Consider the following 18,595-nt stretch of genomic DNA (forward strand, 5'->3'; position numbering starts at 1 on the left):
CTCTCTGAATTATTGCTCCCAGAAAATCCCTTTTTGTTTCTTTGAGAGAGTCATTTCTCTGTTGAAAATACCCAAAAGTGAAGGAATAAGTTTATCTGGTATCCCTATTAAACTTGCCTCTCCATTTTCTAATTTAGTTAAAACTTGTGGATTTTTCATTAAGTAATTAATCATGTCTTGTTTCATCGGTATACCCCTCTTTATAATTTTATATTTATGTTTAATTGATTCATACTTGCTTTGATTTCTTCCTCATAAAGCTTAATCAACATAGATACATATTGATTAAGCCCGGCTTCATATAATAAATCATCAAATTTAGAGCGATCAGTAATAAGTCTATGATAACTTGTTTGGGAATTCATTTGCCTTAATATCTTTACAGAAGCCTCATTAAATTTGCGGTTTAAAAATAAATAAATTAACGTCTTTCTTTTCTTTCTAATATCGCTACGTTGATCATTAACTAAACCAAAATAGTCATTTTCCAATTGCTTTATTATTCCTATTTTATAAGCATAATCCTCAATAATTTGATTAAACTGTCCATTTGCAAGCATAGCAGCTAAAACGGCAGACATAGCTGTAAGAGAACCTGACTTTTGTTTCATCATTTGAATGCATTCTTCTTCCGTCTCAGGAGAGTTCCTTAAATCATCATGTTGCCCCTGCATAGCATTTAAAGCATATTTTAAGGTGAGTTGATGAAATTCAGAACTATCACTAATAGAACAAATGGTTTCTAACCCTAAAGTATAAATGGTAGTTGCAGCATTCAGAGATAGAGAAGGATCTATTGCCATCCATTCTTTTTCAATGTTGTCCTCATCCTCTAAATCATCAAAAATATCGAAAGCTAAGATTAAAAGCTCAATTCCTCCAGCTAACATTAAAATATGTGAATACTGATTACCGCTTAATGCTACGTAATGCTTAAAAGCAAGAGAACCAAAAGAAAAATGATTTTTTTCATCGATAAAGTTGATTAAATACTTTTTCAAATCCGAATTTCGAATTTTTTCGTGTACAATCTCCTGCATCTTTTTTTTAATCGAATTTTCATCTAAACACATTTCCTTACTAATGTTCTTCACCCTCCCATTCTATTTTACTAAATAGGCCATTTAAAGGACAGCAGGTTTTTCGTTTTTTAACAATCATATAATACTTTATCCTTTTATTGTATATGAAGAACGAAAAAAAAGACTTGTCTCCAAGTCTTTTTCACGAAATTTTCATAGCATAATTGTATTTATCGAGCTGATCGATGCTTTTGTTAATGTTTCGTAATGAATCTGTCGTTTCTTTAATGTCAAGTTCGAGTCGGAATAACAATTGTTTTACTTCTTCAAGTTTCTGTTCCATCGTTTCCACACTCCTTTTTTTGAAAGATCAATGAATTGTGTATGGTGAACGAGTCCTAGGTATTTGATCTGTTACTAATAGTGTATCTGCTTTCAGGTTATTTTTCACCGAAAAGTATGCAAAAAAGTCCTGCGTGACACCGCAAATATCAATAGGCCCTTATACTCAAAGGAATCACAATGAGAACGGGACTATCTTTCTATGTATCAAAGCGTTTATTTCTGCTGAAATTGAGAAAGATTCTTACTTTCCTTGATTTGAACGTGTTTCGCCTTTTTACTAACCAAGACTATAGTCCTTTGCACCGCATTTTCAAAATTGAATATGCGATTCTTGGCGTATCCTGACCGACAAACACCGAAAAGACCGCAACGCTAAAGTTGTGGCCTTTTCGCTTTGTCATATTCGGCAGTCAGAGATCTATACATATAGAAACATCCTTTTTTGTGAGGTGCTCCCATGAGATATCGTTGCCCTTGGTTTTACGCCTATCCGTATGAGATGCGCCGCCCTCCCGCTCCTGCCGGCAATACAGATACCTTTGTTCGGTCAGCGAAGCAGGCCGCGGGAATGTTTGCGGATGCCCAGCTCGTTCTCAGCCGCATTGCGGGCTCGCAGGAGCTCTCGCGCCGCATCATGACCGCAGCCGAGCAGTCAGATAAACAATCCGTAAAGCGCCTGATTAAACAAATGGGCGTCCGGCATGATGTGGATGCGGTCTTTAATCCCGACGGCATTTACATCAGCCTGATCGGGACGCAAAGCCGAATGATCCTTGCTTTGCGGTGGTCAGAAGACCGCAATCATTTTGCGTCCATCAGATGATGGCACCACTCCAGCGCCTCTAAATAACACTCATATGCTTCTTCTTTATCCAGCTCTTTGCCTAATTCTGAACGAGTGTCCCAGTTGTTGCCTTCAATACATTTCACAAGCTCGAGCATGTGGTAGTAGTCGTTTTGTTCGCCTAATAATGCTTGCCCGACTTCATCTTTTAAAGGCAATTCTTGAATAATCTCCTCTATTTCTCTATGCAGCAGGGTGTCTATAAGAGAAAACATTCCGATCAGCATATAAGAAGCGGGCTGCGGCCGGGCAGTTTTTCTCGCCAGCAGTTCACAAAGCTTTGCTCTCATTAAAGAAATCTTAATGATTTCGTGCTTGCTGGAATGTCCTTTTCTGCTTAAATCCTTAAAGGAAAGAATGTATATCCACCGTTTGATTTCATTAAACCCCAGCAGCATGATGGCCTGTTGAATGCTTTCAATCTTCTGGCTCAAACGGCTGTGTGATGAGTTTAAAAACTTTAGAATTTGATAGGACAGTGATAAATCCCGCTCTATGTATTCTGTCACACGCTTGATGTTTGGCTGCTCTTTGCTCAATTCATTCAGCAGTTCATAGTAAGAATAGAAATGCGTCGACAGATCATGCCCGCTGATGATGCGAGGTTCGCTGAAAAAGTACCCCTGGAATAATTGAAAGCCGTCTTGGGCCGCCTGTTTATATTCTTTTCTGGTCTCTACTTTTTCCGCTAAAAAAATCAAACCTCTGCAGCCGTAGGTTTGCAAAATTTTTCTTCGTTCCATTCGCGTTGTTTTGAGAAAATCAATTTTCAATATATCAATATAGCTCATGAGCTCTTCCAGTAAGTCTTCACTTAGCGAATTTATTGCGTAAAAATCATCAAGCGCCAGCATATACCCCATGTTTTTCAGCTCTTTGCATCTTGAGATGAGGGCCGGCGTGATCGGTATATCTTCAAGGATTTCAATGACAAGCTGCTTCGGATTAAAGGAGGTGGGAAGATTCGAAAACATCAGGCTTTCCGTAAAATTAACAAAGCAGCGTTTTCCTTCCGTCAGCTTCTCAATTCCGATGTTTAAAAAGCTGTTGATTACCAAATCAGCTGTTGCCTGATCGCCGTCTTTAGCGTTATATACATTCTCTTCGCTATCTCTATACAGCAATTCATAAGCAACAACCTGTTCTTTTCTATTAAAAATAGGCTGTCTTGCAACAAACACCCTCATTGATTTATCCTCCTTACAATACGCGCGGCATTCACTCTAAGTATATCAAATAATTTGACGAAAATTGTCTAATCATGAAAATAATATTCATAAAGAAAACTGGCCTCCTCGCGAACGAAAGGCCAGTTTTCTTTATTCTTCCTCAAACTTTTCATCAAGTTGGCTTTTGACTTCGTGAATCCGCTGCATTTTATTGCTCCAGCAGTCCTCACTTAAATCAACCGGATATTCTTCCGGCTTGCTGATTCTCTTATATTCCTCCCAGAGCAGGCTGAGGTTATCCTGTACATACTGCTGGATGTCTGATATCTCAGGGTTTTGGTAGCAAAGAATACCCTTTTCAAAAATCAGCTCATGAAGATCTTTCGCATAAAAATTCGTGACAAATTTGCTGATGAATGTATGAACCGGGTGGAACATTCTGAGCCGCTTCTGATCATTCACTTGCTCATCATAAAGGGCAATATAGTCGCCTTCTGAATGATGATTGGACTGATTGATAATGCGGTACACTTTCTTTCTGCCCGGCGTCGTCACTTTTTCAGGATTGGACGAAATTTTGATTGTGTCGACCATTTTCCCGTCTTCTTCAATGGCTACAAGCTTGTAAACTGCGCCGAGAGCCGGCTGGTCATAGGCAGTGATCAGCTTCGTGCCGACACCCCAGACATCAATGCGCGCTCCTTGAGCCTTTAAATTCATAATGGTATGTTCATCCAAGTCACTTGACGCAATGACTTTCGCGTCTGTAAACCCTGCTTCATCAAGCATTTTCCGGGCTTTTTTTGACAGGTACGCCAAATCGCCGCTGTCCAGGCGGATGCCAATGAAGTTGATGCGGTCACCGAATTCCTTGGCAACCTTAATCGCATTCGGCATGCCTGAACGAAGCGTATCATACGTGTCAACTAAGAAGACGCAATCCTTATGCGTTTCCGCGTATTTTTTGAAAGCTGTATATTCATCGCGATAGGCCTGAACAAGCGCATGCGCATGAGTGCCGGAGACCGGGATATTAAAGCGCTTTCCGGCTCTTACATTGCTCGTCGCGCTGAAGCCGCCGATTAAGGCTGCTCTCGCTCCCCACATGGCCGCATCCATTTCATGCGCCCGTCTTGTTCCAAATTCAAGCGCGACTTCATCGCCGATGACGCCTTTAATCCGGGCAGCCTTTGTTGCAATTAATGTTTGGTAGTTCACAATGTTGAGCAAAGCCGTTTCAATCAGCTGCGCTTCTACAAGGGGGGCTTCCACCCTCATAATCGGCTCATTGTTGAATACGAGCTCTCCTTCTTTCATGGAATAAAGTGAACCTGTAAACGTTAAACCGCGCAAATATTCAATAAAATCTTCACGATACCCGAGTTCTTCCTGTAAATAATTCAGGTCGCTATCCGTAAACTTGAAATTTTCCAGGTATTCGATAGCTTTTTCTAAGCCCGCAAATACCGCATAGCCATTTTCAAACGGAAGCCTTCTGAAAAAAAGCTCAAAAATCGCTTTCTTTTCATGAATGCCGTCCCTCCAGTAGGTTTCGGCCATATTGATTTGATAAAGGTCTGTATGTAATGACAGGCTGTCATCTTTAAATCCATACTCTAACACTGTTTTTCCCCTTCCTTACTCTGCCACTTGCGCTCCGATGCTGTTTGCAAAATGGGAGAGAGCCCACGTGTGCCCCTCCTGATTAAAGCTGGCAACAGCCTGTTTATGCACAACAATCCGAAACCCTTTGTTGTATGCGTCAACCGCTGTATGCAACACACAAATATCTGTGCAGACGCCGGCAAGATGCAGTTCGCCAATCTGCCGCTCTCTGAGTTTGAGCTCTAAATCAGTACCCGCAAAAGCAGAATATCTCGTTTTTTCCATGTAGTATACATTTGGTTCCTGTTCATGTTTCTGATACAGAGGCAAAAGCTTTCCGTACAGATCTTTTCCTTTCGTGCCTTTGATATTATGCGGAGGAAAAAGACGGGTTTCAGGGTGATATTGATCCCCTTCATCATGAGAATCTACTGCAAATACGACGTAATTACCGTTTGTGATGAAGTCTTCAGTCAAATTGACGATCGCCTCTTCAATCATTCTGCCGGGCTCTCCGCAGGTCAATTTTCCGTCACTTGCGACAAAATCATTTGTATAATCAATGCAAATAAGTGCTTTTTTCATAGCCGGCCTCCCCGCCATCAGTATGAGAACATTATATCTTATCTCCAGTTGTAAGTGAATTGCCATGAATAAAAAGACAAACGGTTCGTTTGTCTTTTAAGATTTCAGCACTGACCGGTTGAAAATGTCGTCCTGAATATATATCGATTCACGATTCACAGCGGTATCAGCCGCAATGACAAGCCCTAGAGGCGTACGAAACTGAAGATCAGATACGATCTTGAAAGGCACTCCGTTCCGGTTCGCCATTTGGATATAAGGAGAATAAGACTGATACTGAAGCTTTCCATTAATCAAAAGAGTGATATTTTTGCTGTTTTTGAGCGTTCGCTCCGCTTCTTCATACGGTTTGCTTCTGAGGACTTGTCCTTTCGTCAGTGCCAAGAGCACTCTTTCCCTTAATGAGCCTAAAAACAAGTGGCGTTCGTCAGGCTTTGTTTCTAAGGGGCCATACATTCCTTGCTGCAAATAAAGATCCATTTTATCATGACTCAAAAGCTCGTCCTCCCGTCTTGTTTGTCTTTATTATCACCTGATCAGGCAGGAGCTAAACTTTCAAGGCCGTTTACATTTCTGTTACCCAATGAATGATTTTTTTGGCCAGCTCACCTGCCGTATCTTCTTCCTCCGTATGCCGGCGCAAAGAGGTTTCCAGGCGTTCAGGCAGAGCCGCTTTATCTTCTGCATAAGAAATAATCGTGCTCCACTCCAGCTGCGGAACCGCTACAAGGGTGCGCAGTTCTTTTCTGTTTTCGTGCAAATACACGTCTGTGATCATTCCGGTTTGCGTATTGATATTCGCTTTTCTGATTTTCATCAAACATGACCTCTCTATTCAAAGACTACCCATATTATACAATAAAAAAGCAACAGCCTCTCCTGAAAAGGCTGTTACCCGTTAAACGAAACTGTTTCATCAATGATATCGGCATCTTTGAAGAGAGTTTTACTCGTTTGGTTATTGATGTTCACAAAATCACCGAGCGAAAACGCACCCGAGCCCGCGCCTGAGTGATCGACGCTTTTCGGCGAAATCGCAAACACATCCCCAAAGCTTGCCGCCGCATCACCTGATATTGACATAATATAAATCGGACCTACAATCGCAGGCATTTCCCCACCTCCGCATTGATTTACAGTATCATATGCAAAGAGGCGCAAATGGTGCCCGCCTATTCAGCGGGCTTCGCGTTTTCTTCAAGGCGTGAGCGCGAACGCAGTTTGATGAGGCGGACAATATTTAGAAAGATTTCCTTCATTACCGCGTACACCGGCACCGCTAAAATCATGCCGAGAATGCCGCCGAAGCTTCCCGCTCCGATCAACAGCAAAATAATCGTAAGCGGATGCGTATTGAGCCGCTTCCCGATCACGAGAGGAGACAGCAGATTCCCGTCGAGCTGCTGAACGACGACAATCACAATAATCGCGAACAGCGCTTTGGCAGGCGAGTCCATAAAACCGACAATGACAGCCGGCGCAGCACCGAGAAAAGGCCCGACATAAGGAATGATATTGGTAATCGCCATCACAATCCCAAGAATCAGGGCGTATGGCACACCTGCGATTAAATACCCGATAAAACACGCTGTTCCGACAAAAAGACAGATTAACAGCTGTCCCTGAAAATAAGCCGCAAGCGTATCGGATAAATCTTTAAAAATCTTCAAGCCTTCCGTCCGATAAGAAGCCGGGAGAATTTTTACTGCTAAGTGCGGAAAGCGGTGTCCGTCTTTCAGCATATAAAAAAGGATAAATGGAACAGTGATAATGACAAGCGTGATGTTTGTCACGACGCCAAACACCGCAGATAAACTGGACGTGATATTTTGCGGCAGGTTTTGGAGAAAACTTGTCAACGACTGTTCGATTTTTGATATTGATATATAATCCTGATTCATCATCCACGTAAACCATTGAGAATGGGACAAGTCGTTTGTCAGCGACTGAATCTGTTTTATATAATCAGGAAGATTGTTAAACAGCCCGGTCACTTGCGATGTAACGACAGGTCCAACTGACGCTGAAACGAAAGCAAGCAAACCGATGAATAGTAAATAGATCAATAGAATGGATAATGTCCGCGGGATTTTTTTCTCAAGCAGGCGGACGACCGGATTAAAAATGAAATACAAAATTCCCGCAATCAGCATCGGGAAAAACAGTGTCGAGATAAAAACAATGAACGGCTGAAACACAAATGAAACCTTTGTTGCGACATAAATAATCAGCAACACAAATAAAATCTGCAATGTCCAAAAATGGACTTTTGATTTCAACAAGCTTTGTTCCTCCTAGTTTTTCTTTGTCTGTCAGTTAAAAGGGCTTATCCCCCATCATTGTAACAAAAATAAACTCATATCAGAACTCTTAATGTGATGAAAGGGGTGTTGGTGATGAAGGCCGTGACATATGATAAAGAGTCAGAACTGGCTAATATTCATCTTCTTCCTCCGAATAAGCGCTGGAATATACAGTCAGAGGAGCTTAAAGTCCATGATTATATCCCGCTGGATATTGGCCCTAGACGGCAAAGTTGCCGGATTTCGAATGTTTTTGTGAGGCACTTTGCTCTGTACCCCGTATGCTGGGACATCCCGGATATATGTAAAAGATTCAGGCGGCTATCATTTTCGTGTCCGTCAACATGCTTCAGTACGTTCCAGTTATACAGTGAACGGTGTCACTTTTTGTTTTTCAGATGCCCGCTATCAGGGATTTGATCTTGATGAAACGATGTACCACAGTGCGTTTTTGCAGCGCTTAACTGAAAAATAGGACGTCACGGTGTACGCCTATTTTTCATGCGCAAGCACTGTTAAACCCGCTCACTGTAATCTGGCGTGACGGAAATCATGTGCTGGATCCTGATCAAACAAACGGAATTTCTGGCTCCTTCAATTGTGATATGGTCAGGGTTTACATCGATCAGTCTGCCTCTGACCGTATCTCGTACTGTCTGTATCACGAACCTTGAGCCGATGAGCTTTTTAATGGTCTGATAGACATAAGGATCGACTAAAGAGACCAGTTGCGGACTACCTTGGTTGACCATACTTTAATCCCCTTTTTATGTTTTATCTCAGCTTATGCCATTATGATGGATAATGACACAGGCTTTCCTGATAAAACCAAGGGGTGCGGATCCTATAGGAGAAGAGGTTTGGAAGCGGGAGTAAAGGAAATGGCGGTGAAGCGGAGACAGCGAAGAAAACTGGCGCTGTTCCGTGTGTAACAAGCGAGACTTATACAGACTTCATCGTTGATGCCTGGGCTTGGTCGATGAGTTGGTCCAGCTTTTCTATTTTTTCACGTGCCGTTGAAGAATCAATCTGGCGGTAATGATGGTGGCCGCCTGGCTCTTCATCAAGTTCGTCCGCTTTTTTGACAATCTGCTGCAGCGTGTTTTTCTCTAATTCGCCTTCAGGCAAATAGGAATCGGTATGAAGCAAAATGGCAAGGGCAATCTCTTTTGCGGCTTTCGGTTCCTCGCCAAGCCGAATTAAAAGCTTATGCGCCCGTTCCGCTCCTTTGATGGCATGAATGTCATTTCTTTTATATTTCTCATAATCCCACTTGCCGTCTGTATACCATTCATAATGGCCGATATCATGCAGCAGCGCCGCTTTTGCAGCTAAATCAGGGTTGATGTCAGCCTTTATAGACAGCCTGTACGCATGGTAAGCGCAGGCAATCGCATGTGCCACACCGGAACGTTGGAGATACTTTTGTGCAATTGGATGGGTGAAAACATCCATTAATCTAACCTTTCTCATGGAAACCCCTCCTTTAGATATTTTTAGCATCCTAACATAATCTGCAGAGAAACTCAATTCTTATGTCACATCATTTTGTCTTCTTGTCATCATTGTTATACCCTAAAAGCAGCGTTTCAGTCAGTATATGCGGCTGTTCAACAGAGTGCGCGGGCGATTGCCTGTTTCATAAAAAAAAGAGCAGAAAATATCTGCTCTACAAAAACTCTTTTATATCGTAAACGCGGCCATTCTCCGTGCCTTTTTCTAATAAAGAAAGCAGGGTGCCTGCAATAAAGGCCGGACTGCGAAGGCTTCCTGTTTCCTTTAATGTCCGGAACCGTTCGATGTCGTGGAAATCCTTTTTCGTTGAAGAACGGATGACGGCTTGCATCTCAGTATCCATAACACCTGGCGAGAAGGAAATCATGTTCACCGGCAGTTCTTCATCCTCTTGTTCAAATCCGAATGTCCTCGTAAACATGTCGAGCCCGGCTTTTGAGCTGCAATATGCGCTCCAGCCCTTGTATGGATTTTTGGCGGCGCCCGACGTAATGTTGACAACTGTCTTTTTGCCGCTGTATAAAGCAAACCGTTTTGTAAACAGCTGGCTCAAGAGCACGGGCGCTGTCAGGTTTAGCTGATAATGGCGCTGCAGCTCGTCAAGTGACGCTTCGCCGGCGCGTTTGATTGGCGTTACCATTCCGGCGTTATTGATCAGGGCAATACCTGAATAACAATCTGGATTGATGGATGAAAGCAACGTTTCAAATTGCTGTTCAGCTTCTTCGAGATTGATAAGGTCTATTTGATGCTGCGTCAGTTTTTCATGAGAGAGATCAGTTTTTGTTCTGGACAAGGCATGGACTTCATGGCCCTTCTCTAAAGCCTGTATGGCAATGGCTTCTCCCAGTCCTTTTGACGCTCCGGTAATGATATAAAGTTCCATTGGACCTCCTCCTTCCGTTCCTATTGTACGGTACCGCTTTTGCACAATACAAGCACACGGCCTACGCCTTTTTGTTCTCCTGCGCTGTGACTTTCGGGATGAGGAACACAATCCCTGCAAGGCCGAGCAGAATCAGCACGACATACAAAATCGGAAGCAGCAGTGAAGATGTTGCTTCTTCTTCCTTTGTTTCCGTGGATGACGTCTTTGTGATTGGTTTTTCAGCAAACGTAATCCCGAGCTGTTTCGACTGGGCCGCAATCGTGTTGGATTCCTCGGCATCTGTTGATGTAAACAAACCTTTTATCAGCTCGGCGTCCTTGTCCTCCGGTTGATCAAAGGTGATATCCTTCTGTTCCTCTGGCAGTTCTGTTTTCTCTTCATAGTAGGAATCTTCATGCAAATAATTCGTGTCGATTTCGATGTCTTTTTTCTTATATTGGTTTGGCGCGACATCTGTGTTTTCTTCGGTTTCGGCAGCGGCGGCAGAGGGTATGAAAAGGGAAAAGGAGAGCATACAAATCATGATCCCCTTTTCCATGATGCGATTACGCTTCATACGTTTCATCGCTTTCTGCTGTTTTTTCGGCCATCAGCCGGATCACAAGCGGCAGAGCCGCGGCAATCACCGTAATGACTAGCAGAACCGTTATTCCCATTGTAAACAAGTGCCCTGTGCCATACTGGATGTCGATAAACACTTTCGACACAGGGTCTTCAAATGTAAAGTTCGGCATAATCAAATCAATAAGCGGTGCGACGTAGAATAGAATCATTGCCGCTGAAGCAACCCATCCAGGAATTGAACCGAATCTGAACGCCGCCCGGATGAAGGCTGAGCTTGCCACGAGCAGAAGAATTGTAAATACAGACCACTTAATCGTCTGATCGTCCGGCAGCGAATAAATATTCAAACCGAACAAGCTGATCATGAGTCCGACAAGGATATTCAGAATTCCGAATAGCGCTCCTTTGACGAGAAGCGGCGCGTTTTGGTAATACGAGCTGAAATAGCCGATTAACAAGCTGCTGATCAATACAATGACTAGAATGACAACCGGTGGCACCGTCTGCGTTTTTTCCTCTGGAACCTCTCCGCTGATTTTAAGCGGATTCGCCAAGTAATCATATACATAGCCGTTGTTTTGCCCGTCTACTAATGTATTTCCCAATATGCCGTATACGTCGCTGCGTACAAGCTTTGTGGAGGCGACATTTTTCCCCCAGTTATTGTTTAATGTGTCGGCTTTCGCCTGAACATCATTGACGCTTTGCTGCATGTTGGTTGTGTAGTCAATAATGCCTGACTGGCGATCAGACAATGACCCCATCATGTCTGACATTTGCAGCACTTCCTGGCCGACCGTATCTTGGACACTCAGTGCCATTGTGCCAGACAGCCCGTCGTTACTGAACGTCGCAGCTTCTTGCGTTGCCCCTGTTACCAGCTGTTCCGACGCTTTTGCGGCGCTTTCAGAGATGTTCGTCAGTTCGTCAAGAACACCTGCTTGAGAGTCACGGATGAAGCCACTGTAGTCTTCCGTGAATTTGGTCATGCCGTCGATGAAGCTGTTAATGTCTTCATCCGTTAGCATCATGTTGTTTTTGAGATCTTCCCAGCTGGCTGATTCTTCCGGTGTGAGAGCCAGAATTGATTTGACGTTGCCCTGCTGGCCGTCAATAGCGCCGGTTTTTGCTGCACTGTCTATCGTACCGGATAATACAGAGTCATATACAGATAGATATTTATAATATCTCATTAAAGCATTGATATTTTCTGTCTTGATTTCTTCGGAGAATTGAAGCTGATCTTTACTTTCCAGATCGCGAATTGCTCTGTAAATCCCTTCAAACTCCCGCTTCCGTTTCGCTTTAAGGTTTCCGAGTTTCGTTTCGAGCTGTTTCACTTTAAATTTCAAGTCATCAATTTCATCATTGAGACCATCCATTTGCTCTTTAAGTTCTTCTAATTTCTTTTTCAGCTCTTCATTATGGGCAGTTTCTTTTTCTTTGAGTTCTTCTTCAATTTGCTTCATTCGCTCAGACGCTTTGCTGAGCTGTTCTTTTGCTTTTGCGATATCAGAAATCTCATCGTTTCCGGTTTGTTCTTCGTCCTCAGGCTGAGTCGTGCCACCGTCGCTTCCTGTATCTCCAGTATCTCCGGTTCCATCTTCATTTGCCAGCTGGATCATTTGAAGGGTTGCGTCAGATGATGCAGTTTGTTCGGCAGATGTTTCCGTTTCGGTTTGTCCGCTGTCTGACTCGCCGTTAGTGGCATCGCCGTTCTGATCCTGGCCGTCTGTTCCCGGCTGCTGGTCCTGATCCTGAGTGTTGCCGTCCGTTTGTCCGTCCGTTCCAGTATCACTGCTGTTGTCACCGTTTCCGGTGTCTCCCTGTGGTGTATCGGGATTTGTGTTGGTTCCGTCATCAGGGTTTGCCGGGGCGTCAGTGGACGGTTCATCTGTTACCGGGTCCTCTGGTGCCGGCTTCTCTTTTTCAGCCTCCTTCAGATTGTCTGAAATGTCCTGAATGTCAGCGGCGATGCTTTTCAGTTCTTCCCGCTGTTTTTCAAGATCGATTTTCAGGTCTTCGGGATTCTCTTCCTTCGGTTCTTTATCTTTATCTTGATCATCATTGTCAGAGCCGTCGTCTACGACTGGGTCATTCCCTTTCGCAACTGTCAGCGCCTGACGCGCTGGTACAAGCAGATCATAAACCTGATTTAATGCCGTTTGTCTTGAAGCGGCCTGATATTGTTCAATTAAATTACTTTGGATTTTTGCCATGCCAAGTTCCTGCTGGGGCACTTGTCCCTCTCTCAGTTGCTGTGCTTTTGCCAACACTGTACTTGTTTGTGCAAGCTGTGTTTTCACTTGGCTGATTCCTGTTGCCAGTCCGCTCATGCGTTCGCTGAATTGGTTCGCCTTTTGCTGAGCTTGAATGGCATCCAGACCTGTCTGGATTTGCTGCTGAGTGGCATCTTGGGCTGTCAAAAGCAGTTTTTTCTGATTTTCTTGATATTCTTTATACCTTTCAACGGTATCAACGAATTCTTTCAGCGTGTTTTTGGCTTCTTCCGCTGTTGAAGCTTTTTCTTTTGTCGTGCCTTGCGCTTCATTCATTGATTTCTTCAGCTCATCGATTAAGTCTTTTTGCTGTTTGATTTCACCTGCTAAATCATTTGAGCTAGGTTTGTAAAAGTTGTACATGACATTTTGGAATTCAGATTCTTTATTGACGATATTGTCAAATTCTCCTCTGATGTTGTCTACTTTTTGTGACACAAAATTCCAATATAAGGCCGACATTTTTTTGTTCATATTCTTTTGCGCATCCTCGAGCTCACGCTGCACTTTTTCTTTGTTGACCGCATTCAGGTTATCCTGAATGCTGAATTCGAGCGTTGCTTTTTGAGGGCGGTCTTTATCATAGCTTAAAATGTTTTTTGAGAAGTCTGATGGAATGTAGACGATCGCATCGTATTTCTTTGATGCGAGACCGGTCTCGGCCGCGCTTCGGTTTACGACCGTCCACGAATAATCAGGGCGCGCCCCCAGAACGGCCGCTACTTCCTTGCCGAACTGGGCGGATTTGTCCTCTTCATCAGACTTCACTTCTTCGCTCAATACGCCTGTGTCTTCATTCACCACCGCGATTTGCCGCGTTGAATTCGCTACTTTTTTCGCCGGGTCTTCCCCGATAAAACGGAAAAACAAAATCGGCAGCAGTAAAATGATAATGACGGCGGATATTAACTTGATCAAGCTTTTACGTTGTTCTGTCATCTAGCACTCTCCCTTTCAGCAGAACATAAAGGAATTTGAACTTTTTGCTCCTTCCCGTTTTCCACAACATATCCGAAGCCCGGCTGAATTTCAGGCTCCTGTCTTTGGTATGGAAGAGGAATGACATTTTGTTCAGATTTTTTCATCAGCAGAATGGCGTGGCGGATTTGCTTCATCTCTGTCGTCAAGGAGTCATAGCCTTTTGAGAATTCACTGTGGTTTCCGCCCGGAATAAAGCTGAAGCCAAGATGCGCGTATGATTTCATGAAGTTTGCCAGACGATCTTGTATTCTCGTATCAATTGTTTGTTGGAATCTTGTAATTCCGTCAATCATCAGCACTACTTGTGAGAATCTCAGATTTTGCGCGTCCCCCTGACGGACGGCTTCTACATACATGGCTTCTCTTGTTTTGAAAATGTCTTCTGCTGTATCTACCCACTGCTCAATGTCTTCTTTCGTTTCCAAGTATGAGACATCCGATTCCTTCGCATAATGGGATAAGCCGCGGTCAATCGAGTCAAACAGGCCGATCATTTCGGTTTCATCATCAATCAGATGTTCAAGCATGACTTTTAAGACGTTTGTTTTCCCGCGCTGGGTCTGGCCTAAAATCAGGCAGTGCTTATGCTTGCCCACATCAAAATAGACTGGGCTGACTGTTTCTTCATGAAGCCCGATCGGTACAGATAACGGCTTGCGTTCCAGCTTGAAGCGAAGAGAAAATTCTCTCGTCGACAAACTCTCAGGCAGCATCGGAATCGGTGCCGGCTGCTCCAGTGAAGCAAAGCGCTCCTGAAGATTCTGAACGTCTGCTTTCAGCCCGTTGAACATGCTGATATCATCGTCCGCGTCAACAGGAAGGAACATTTGCGCGAAATAAAGTTCTTCCTTTTGTATGATGACGCGCCCTGGAATTGGTTCAAGATTGAACTTCGGCCGTCCATAAATCGAATATCCCTCAGATTGATCCATGAGATAGTGGACAACCTTGGTTTTCAGATTATTTAACAATGATTGGCGGACAGCATTCACCCGCGTTGCTGTCATCATGAAGTAGATGCCCAAGCTCTGCCCGTCTCTGGAAAGCTGGACAAACTCCGATTCAAGCTCATGCATTTCATCCTTGACGATGTCAAAGTTATCAATGGTGATGAAAATGAACGGAAGCTCTTCTTCGCTCAGCGCATTGTACATTTTAATGTGGCTGATTTCTTTTTCCCTGAACAGGCGTTTACGGCGGTCAATTTCTTCCTTGATCCGAATCATGAACTTTTCAATTTTTCGTGATTGGTCCATCAGGAAGTAGTCCGCGGTATGCGGCAGCTTCGCTAATGGCAGAAGCGTTCCGTTTCCGAAATCAAAGATATAGACATGAAGCTGTTCAGGTGTGTATACATCCGCAAAGCTCATCAGGAACGTAGCGGCGGCAATTGATTTTCCGTAGCCGGAAGAGCCAAATATGCCGATATTTCCGTCTTCCATCATCTTATAAGCAATTGGCGCCTGTTTTTGCAGATCAGGTTCATCGACATATGCGAAATGGAAATGATCTTTTTCGCCTGAAGGGAAAAGAGTCCGCGGAATCCGTTCCGCGAGCGGCGGCAGCCATGGGCTTGCCAGCTTCTCGATTCCCATTTCATCTTGGATGCGTTCAATTTCATCAACTATGGCTTCGATTTCGGTTTGAACGTCTTTTTTCGCGATATCTTCGGTATCCACTTCAGAAAGCGGGATCAGGCCCGTATCCGTGACGATCGCAATTTCGTCCTCTGTTCCGTAGACTTCCTCTAAGTAAGGCGCTCCGCTCCAAGCGGATTGGAACAGCTCATACACTTCATTGTTGCCTACCTGTAAATACCCGCGTCCTGTCACGGTAATGTTGGCGGCATCGCTGTTTTTCAAAATTTCTTTACTGTCGGTGGCATCCTGAACCTTCAGCGCCACTTTAAAGCGCGAGTTACTCCAAATCTGGTCGTCGATGATGCCGCCCGGCTTCTGTGTCGCCAAAATCAAATGAACACCCAGGCTTCGCCCGATACGCGCGGCACTGACAAGCTCCCTGATAAAATCAGGCTCCTCGCTCTTCAGCTCGGCGAACTCATCAGAAATTAAGAACAAGTGAGGCATTGCCACTTCTGTTTTTCCCTGCTTATACAGCTTTGTATAGTCATTGATGTGGTTGACTTGATACTGGTCAAACAGGCGCTGCCTTTTTTTTAGTTCGCTTTTAATGGAAGCGAGCGCACGCATACTGAAGTTTTTGCTTCCTTCAATATTTGTGATCGTGCCGAGCAGATGAGGAATATTGCGAAACGGCTGCGCCATTCCTCCGCCTTTATAGTCAATCAATAAGAAAGCCGCTTCATGCGGGTGAAAATGCACCGCAAGTGACAAAATATACGTCTGGAGAAATTCACTTTTCCCTGATCCCGTCGTCCCTGCAAGCAGCCCGTGCGGACCGTGGGCTTTTTCGTGAAGGTTCAAGTAGACAATGTCATCTTTCCCCTTGTAGCCGATCGGCACTGACAGCGACTTCGCTGATTCACTTGTCAGCCATTTTTGCTGAATGCCGATTTCCTTGACTTCCTTCGCGTGGAAAAGCTCCAGGAACGATACCGTTTCCGGAATGGAATTCGTAATGCCGACCTGGTGATTCAGCGTCCGCAGCGTGCGTGAGAACCGTTCGTTGTCCCCGCGCTGATGATGATCGAGGCGGAACGGAATTCTTACCGCTTTTTTCTTTTGTATTAAAATGTCCCCTTCGTGCTCATTGATGTAGCGGACAAGAGTCGTAATGTTTTCCGACAAGCTTTCCTTTGTTTCCGCAGCAACAATTGTAGAGATGCCCAGATGCTCATGCTGCCCTTCTAAATATTCGAGAATGACGTGCTCTGAGATCAGCTGCTGATTTGTGATGACAAATATAAAATGCGGTTTGAACTGCAGTTTTTCTTTATCATCTTCGAGATCGCGCTCTCTGATCAATTCATAAAGTGAGGACAGAAGCTGATCTCGGGTTTGCTCATTATAAATAAATCCTTTCGCATAAATATGGGGCATTTGAAATTGCGGCAGCCACTTCATCCACTCCCAGTCTTTATACTCTTCTTCATGAAAAATAAATACGAACCGCAAATCGTGATAGCTGTTGAAGAACGACAATTGTCCGATCAGCTGGTGAATCTCATTTTTCACAATTTGCGATTTACCGACAAGCCCCATCGGACCTTCCGCCAAATCGACCGTAACCGGCGCATTACGGATGTCCTTATAGATACGCTGCATCTGCTGCGATTTCTCCATGAGGTCGTCGATATCACGATTGGCCAAGTCTCCGCCACTCATATTGATTTCATAGCTTGAAGGGACTGTTCCCGTCCCAATCCGCAGCTGGAGATAATCCTTGCTTTCAAGCGATTTTTCCCAGATCCGGTCACTGATTTCACTAGTTAAGTATTTCATTTGCTCAAATGAAGGGAAGTGAAACTCTAGTACCTGCTTTTGCTTTTCAGCAAGCGCCTGAAGCTCTTTCCGCTTATTGTCTAAGTAAAGCTTGTACACACGCTCCCGTTTTTCCTCGCGTTTTTTCCGCTGGTTTTTATCGCGGAAATATTGCACCGTCGAGGTAATGAGAGTCATCATAAACATCGCCAGAGAAACGAGGATGAATATGCCGCGCGGCTGGATGATGGCGACAACGCCCATCACGATCAGCATCACAAGCGGAGGCAGGATGACAAGCCACAGCCCTCTATTGGTTTGATCGCTCTCTTGAGAGGGAAAACTGAAGGACACGCGGTCATCCGGCAGGTCGTATACCATTCGCGGCGTTCTTCTGTACTGCGGATATTTTTTCTGCATCTCTGTGCTCGGTTTGACCGTTTCTGTTAATGCTGTTTCAAACGGTGCAAAATGAACCACTTCTAAAAGATCTTGTTCCGTCACTCTCATTTGCGTAAAGTTCCAGAAGATTTCATCTCCCGGCTGGAGCGTTGTATCGGCGTTAATCTTCTCTCCGTTTAAAAAGACCGTCCCGCTTTCAGGTTGAACCGACCAGCTTGGGCCGACACGAAGCAAAGAGAACGTGCTTTGTTCCGCGAAAGCAATATCTTGCGGATTCAGGTAAATATCTGCATTCGTGTTTTCTGTTGAACAGATGATTTCATCACGATTCCCCGTAAAATAAACGGATTTCTCAGTCTCGCTGTCCGTCAAGATCAATCGTATATCTTGCTGATCCGTTTGGAGAGAAAATGATCCATCCGGCTCAATCATGCCGACACAATCATTTCCCAAGAAAACTTCGTATTGGCCGCCAGATTCCTTTCTTTGAAGAGAAATCACTCCGTGTTCAAACGAAATGGTGCCGATCGTAATGGAATCCTTCACATCAGGCCCAATGGTCGCCGGGTGGGACGACGGGAGGTCAGACAGCTTCAGTTTTTGAACGTTATTTTGGTAAAACACCCATAATAGACTCAAATGGCGAACCCCCTAACGGCCAAACGGCAGCATGCGATGACCTGCGCTTCAT

Annotated in this window: 18 protein-coding genes; 2 read left to right on the forward strand and 16 right to left on the reverse strand. The window is 44.2% G+C overall.

Going from position 1 to position 18,595, the window contains the following annotated elements:
* Positions 1-9: 9 nt before the first annotated feature.
* The 3 genes from comX to degQ all read right to left on the reverse strand — a co-directional run bounded on the left by comX (position 10) and on the right by degQ (position 1,365).
* Positions 10-186, reverse strand: coding sequence for a competence pheromone ComX (comX, locus tag M1D98_RS15125; RefSeq protein ID WP_010329908.1), 177 nt, complete (start codon positions 184-186; stop codon positions 10-12).
* Between the two features lie 14 nt (positions 187-200).
* Positions 201-1,094 carry a polyprenyl synthetase family protein gene (locus M1D98_RS15130; RefSeq protein ID WP_240467595.1) on the reverse strand — a complete coding sequence of 298 codons (894 nt, stop codon included), beginning with the start codon at positions 1,092-1,094 and terminating at the stop codon, positions 201-203.
* Positions 1,095-1,224: 130 nt separating this feature from the next.
* A complete protein-coding gene (degQ, locus tag M1D98_RS15135) occupies positions 1,225-1,365 on the reverse strand; it encodes a degradation enzyme regulation protein DegQ (protein WP_010329910.1) in 141 nt (46 codons plus the stop codon).
* Between the two features lie 221 nt (positions 1,366-1,586).
* Here degQ and M1D98_RS15140 point away from each other — a divergent pair, with 221 nt between their 5' ends.
* Both M1D98_RS15140 and M1D98_RS15145 read left to right on the forward strand, forming a co-directional pair.
* Positions 1,587-1,712: a hypothetical protein gene (locus M1D98_RS15140; protein ID WP_121643768.1), complete on the forward strand. Its 126-nt coding sequence runs from the start codon at positions 1,587-1,589 to the stop codon at positions 1,710-1,712.
* A gap of 112 nt (positions 1,713-1,824) precedes the next feature.
* On the forward strand, positions 1,825-2,190 hold the full coding sequence (locus M1D98_RS15145) for a hypothetical protein (protein WP_121643191.1): 366 nt from the start codon (positions 1,825-1,827) through the stop codon (positions 2,188-2,190).
* Here the strand turns inward: M1D98_RS15145 and pdeH are convergent.
* The 13 genes from pdeH to essC form a co-directional block, all read right to left on the reverse strand.
* Positions 2,169-3,398, reverse strand: a complete 1,230-nt coding sequence (pdeH, locus tag M1D98_RS15150; protein ID WP_268521940.1) for a cyclic di-GMP phosphodiesterase — start codon at positions 3,396-3,398, stop codon at positions 2,169-2,171. The two genes, M1D98_RS15145 and pdeH, sit on opposite strands and share 22 nt — an antisense overlap.
* Before the next feature lie 132 nt (positions 3,399-3,530).
* Positions 3,531-5,003 carry a nicotinate phosphoribosyltransferase gene (locus M1D98_RS15155; protein WP_010329913.1) on the reverse strand — a complete coding sequence of 491 codons (1,473 nt, stop codon included), beginning with the start codon at positions 5,001-5,003 and terminating at the stop codon, positions 3,531-3,533.
* Positions 5,004-5,018: 15 nt separating this feature from the next.
* Entirely contained in the window at positions 5,019-5,570 is a 552-nt protein-coding gene (locus tag M1D98_RS15160) for a cysteine hydrolase family protein (RefSeq protein WP_268521939.1), read from the reverse strand.
* 96 nt (positions 5,571-5,666) lie between these two features.
* Entirely contained in the window at positions 5,667-6,065 is a 399-nt protein-coding gene (locus M1D98_RS15165; RefSeq protein WP_268530042.1) for a YueI family protein, read from the reverse strand.
* 70 nt (positions 6,066-6,135) lie between these two features.
* Entirely contained in the window at positions 6,136-6,387 is a 252-nt protein-coding gene (locus M1D98_RS15170) for a YueH family protein (RefSeq protein ID WP_456279688.1), read from the reverse strand.
* A gap of 74 nt (positions 6,388-6,461) precedes the next feature.
* Positions 6,462-6,683: a spore germination protein gene (locus tag M1D98_RS15175; RefSeq protein ID WP_456279689.1), complete on the reverse strand. Its 222-nt coding sequence runs from the start codon at positions 6,681-6,683 to the stop codon at positions 6,462-6,464.
* A gap of 59 nt (positions 6,684-6,742) precedes the next feature.
* Positions 6,743-7,852: an AI-2E family transporter gene (locus tag M1D98_RS15180; RefSeq protein ID WP_121643194.1), complete on the reverse strand. Its 1,110-nt coding sequence runs from the start codon at positions 7,850-7,852 to the stop codon at positions 6,743-6,745.
* 536 nt (positions 7,853-8,388) lie between these two features.
* Positions 8,389-8,625, reverse strand: coding sequence for a YuzF family protein (locus M1D98_RS15185; protein WP_010329921.1), 237 nt, complete (start codon positions 8,623-8,625; stop codon positions 8,389-8,391).
* Positions 8,626-8,815: 190 nt separating this feature from the next.
* Entirely contained in the window at positions 8,816-9,346 is a 531-nt protein-coding gene (locus M1D98_RS15190; protein WP_121643195.1) for an HD domain-containing protein, read from the reverse strand.
* Between the two features lie 196 nt (positions 9,347-9,542).
* The gene (locus M1D98_RS15195; protein WP_456279690.1) at positions 9,543-10,274 is read right to left on the reverse strand and encodes a (S)-benzoin forming benzil reductase; all 732 of its coding nucleotides are present in this window, start codon (positions 10,272-10,274) and stop codon (positions 9,543-9,545) included.
* Positions 10,275-10,335: 61 nt separating this feature from the next.
* Entirely contained in the window at positions 10,336-10,791 is a 456-nt protein-coding gene (gene essA, locus M1D98_RS15200) for a type VII secretion protein EssA (protein ID WP_456280228.1), read from the reverse strand.
* 31 nt (positions 10,792-10,822) lie between these two features.
* A complete protein-coding gene (gene esaA / locus M1D98_RS15205) occupies positions 10,823-14,059 on the reverse strand; it encodes a type VII secretion protein EsaA (RefSeq protein ID WP_456279691.1) in 3,237 nt (1,078 codons plus the stop codon).
* The gene (gene essC, locus M1D98_RS15210; RefSeq protein ID WP_456279692.1) at positions 14,056-18,543 is read right to left on the reverse strand and encodes a type VII secretion protein EssC; all 4,488 of its coding nucleotides are present in this window, start codon (positions 18,541-18,543) and stop codon (positions 14,056-14,058) included. Before essC ends, esaA begins: the two co-directional genes overlap by 4 nt.
* Positions 18,544-18,595 lie beyond the last annotated feature (52 nt).

Source organism: Bacillus sp. K7, from assembly GCF_053903245.1.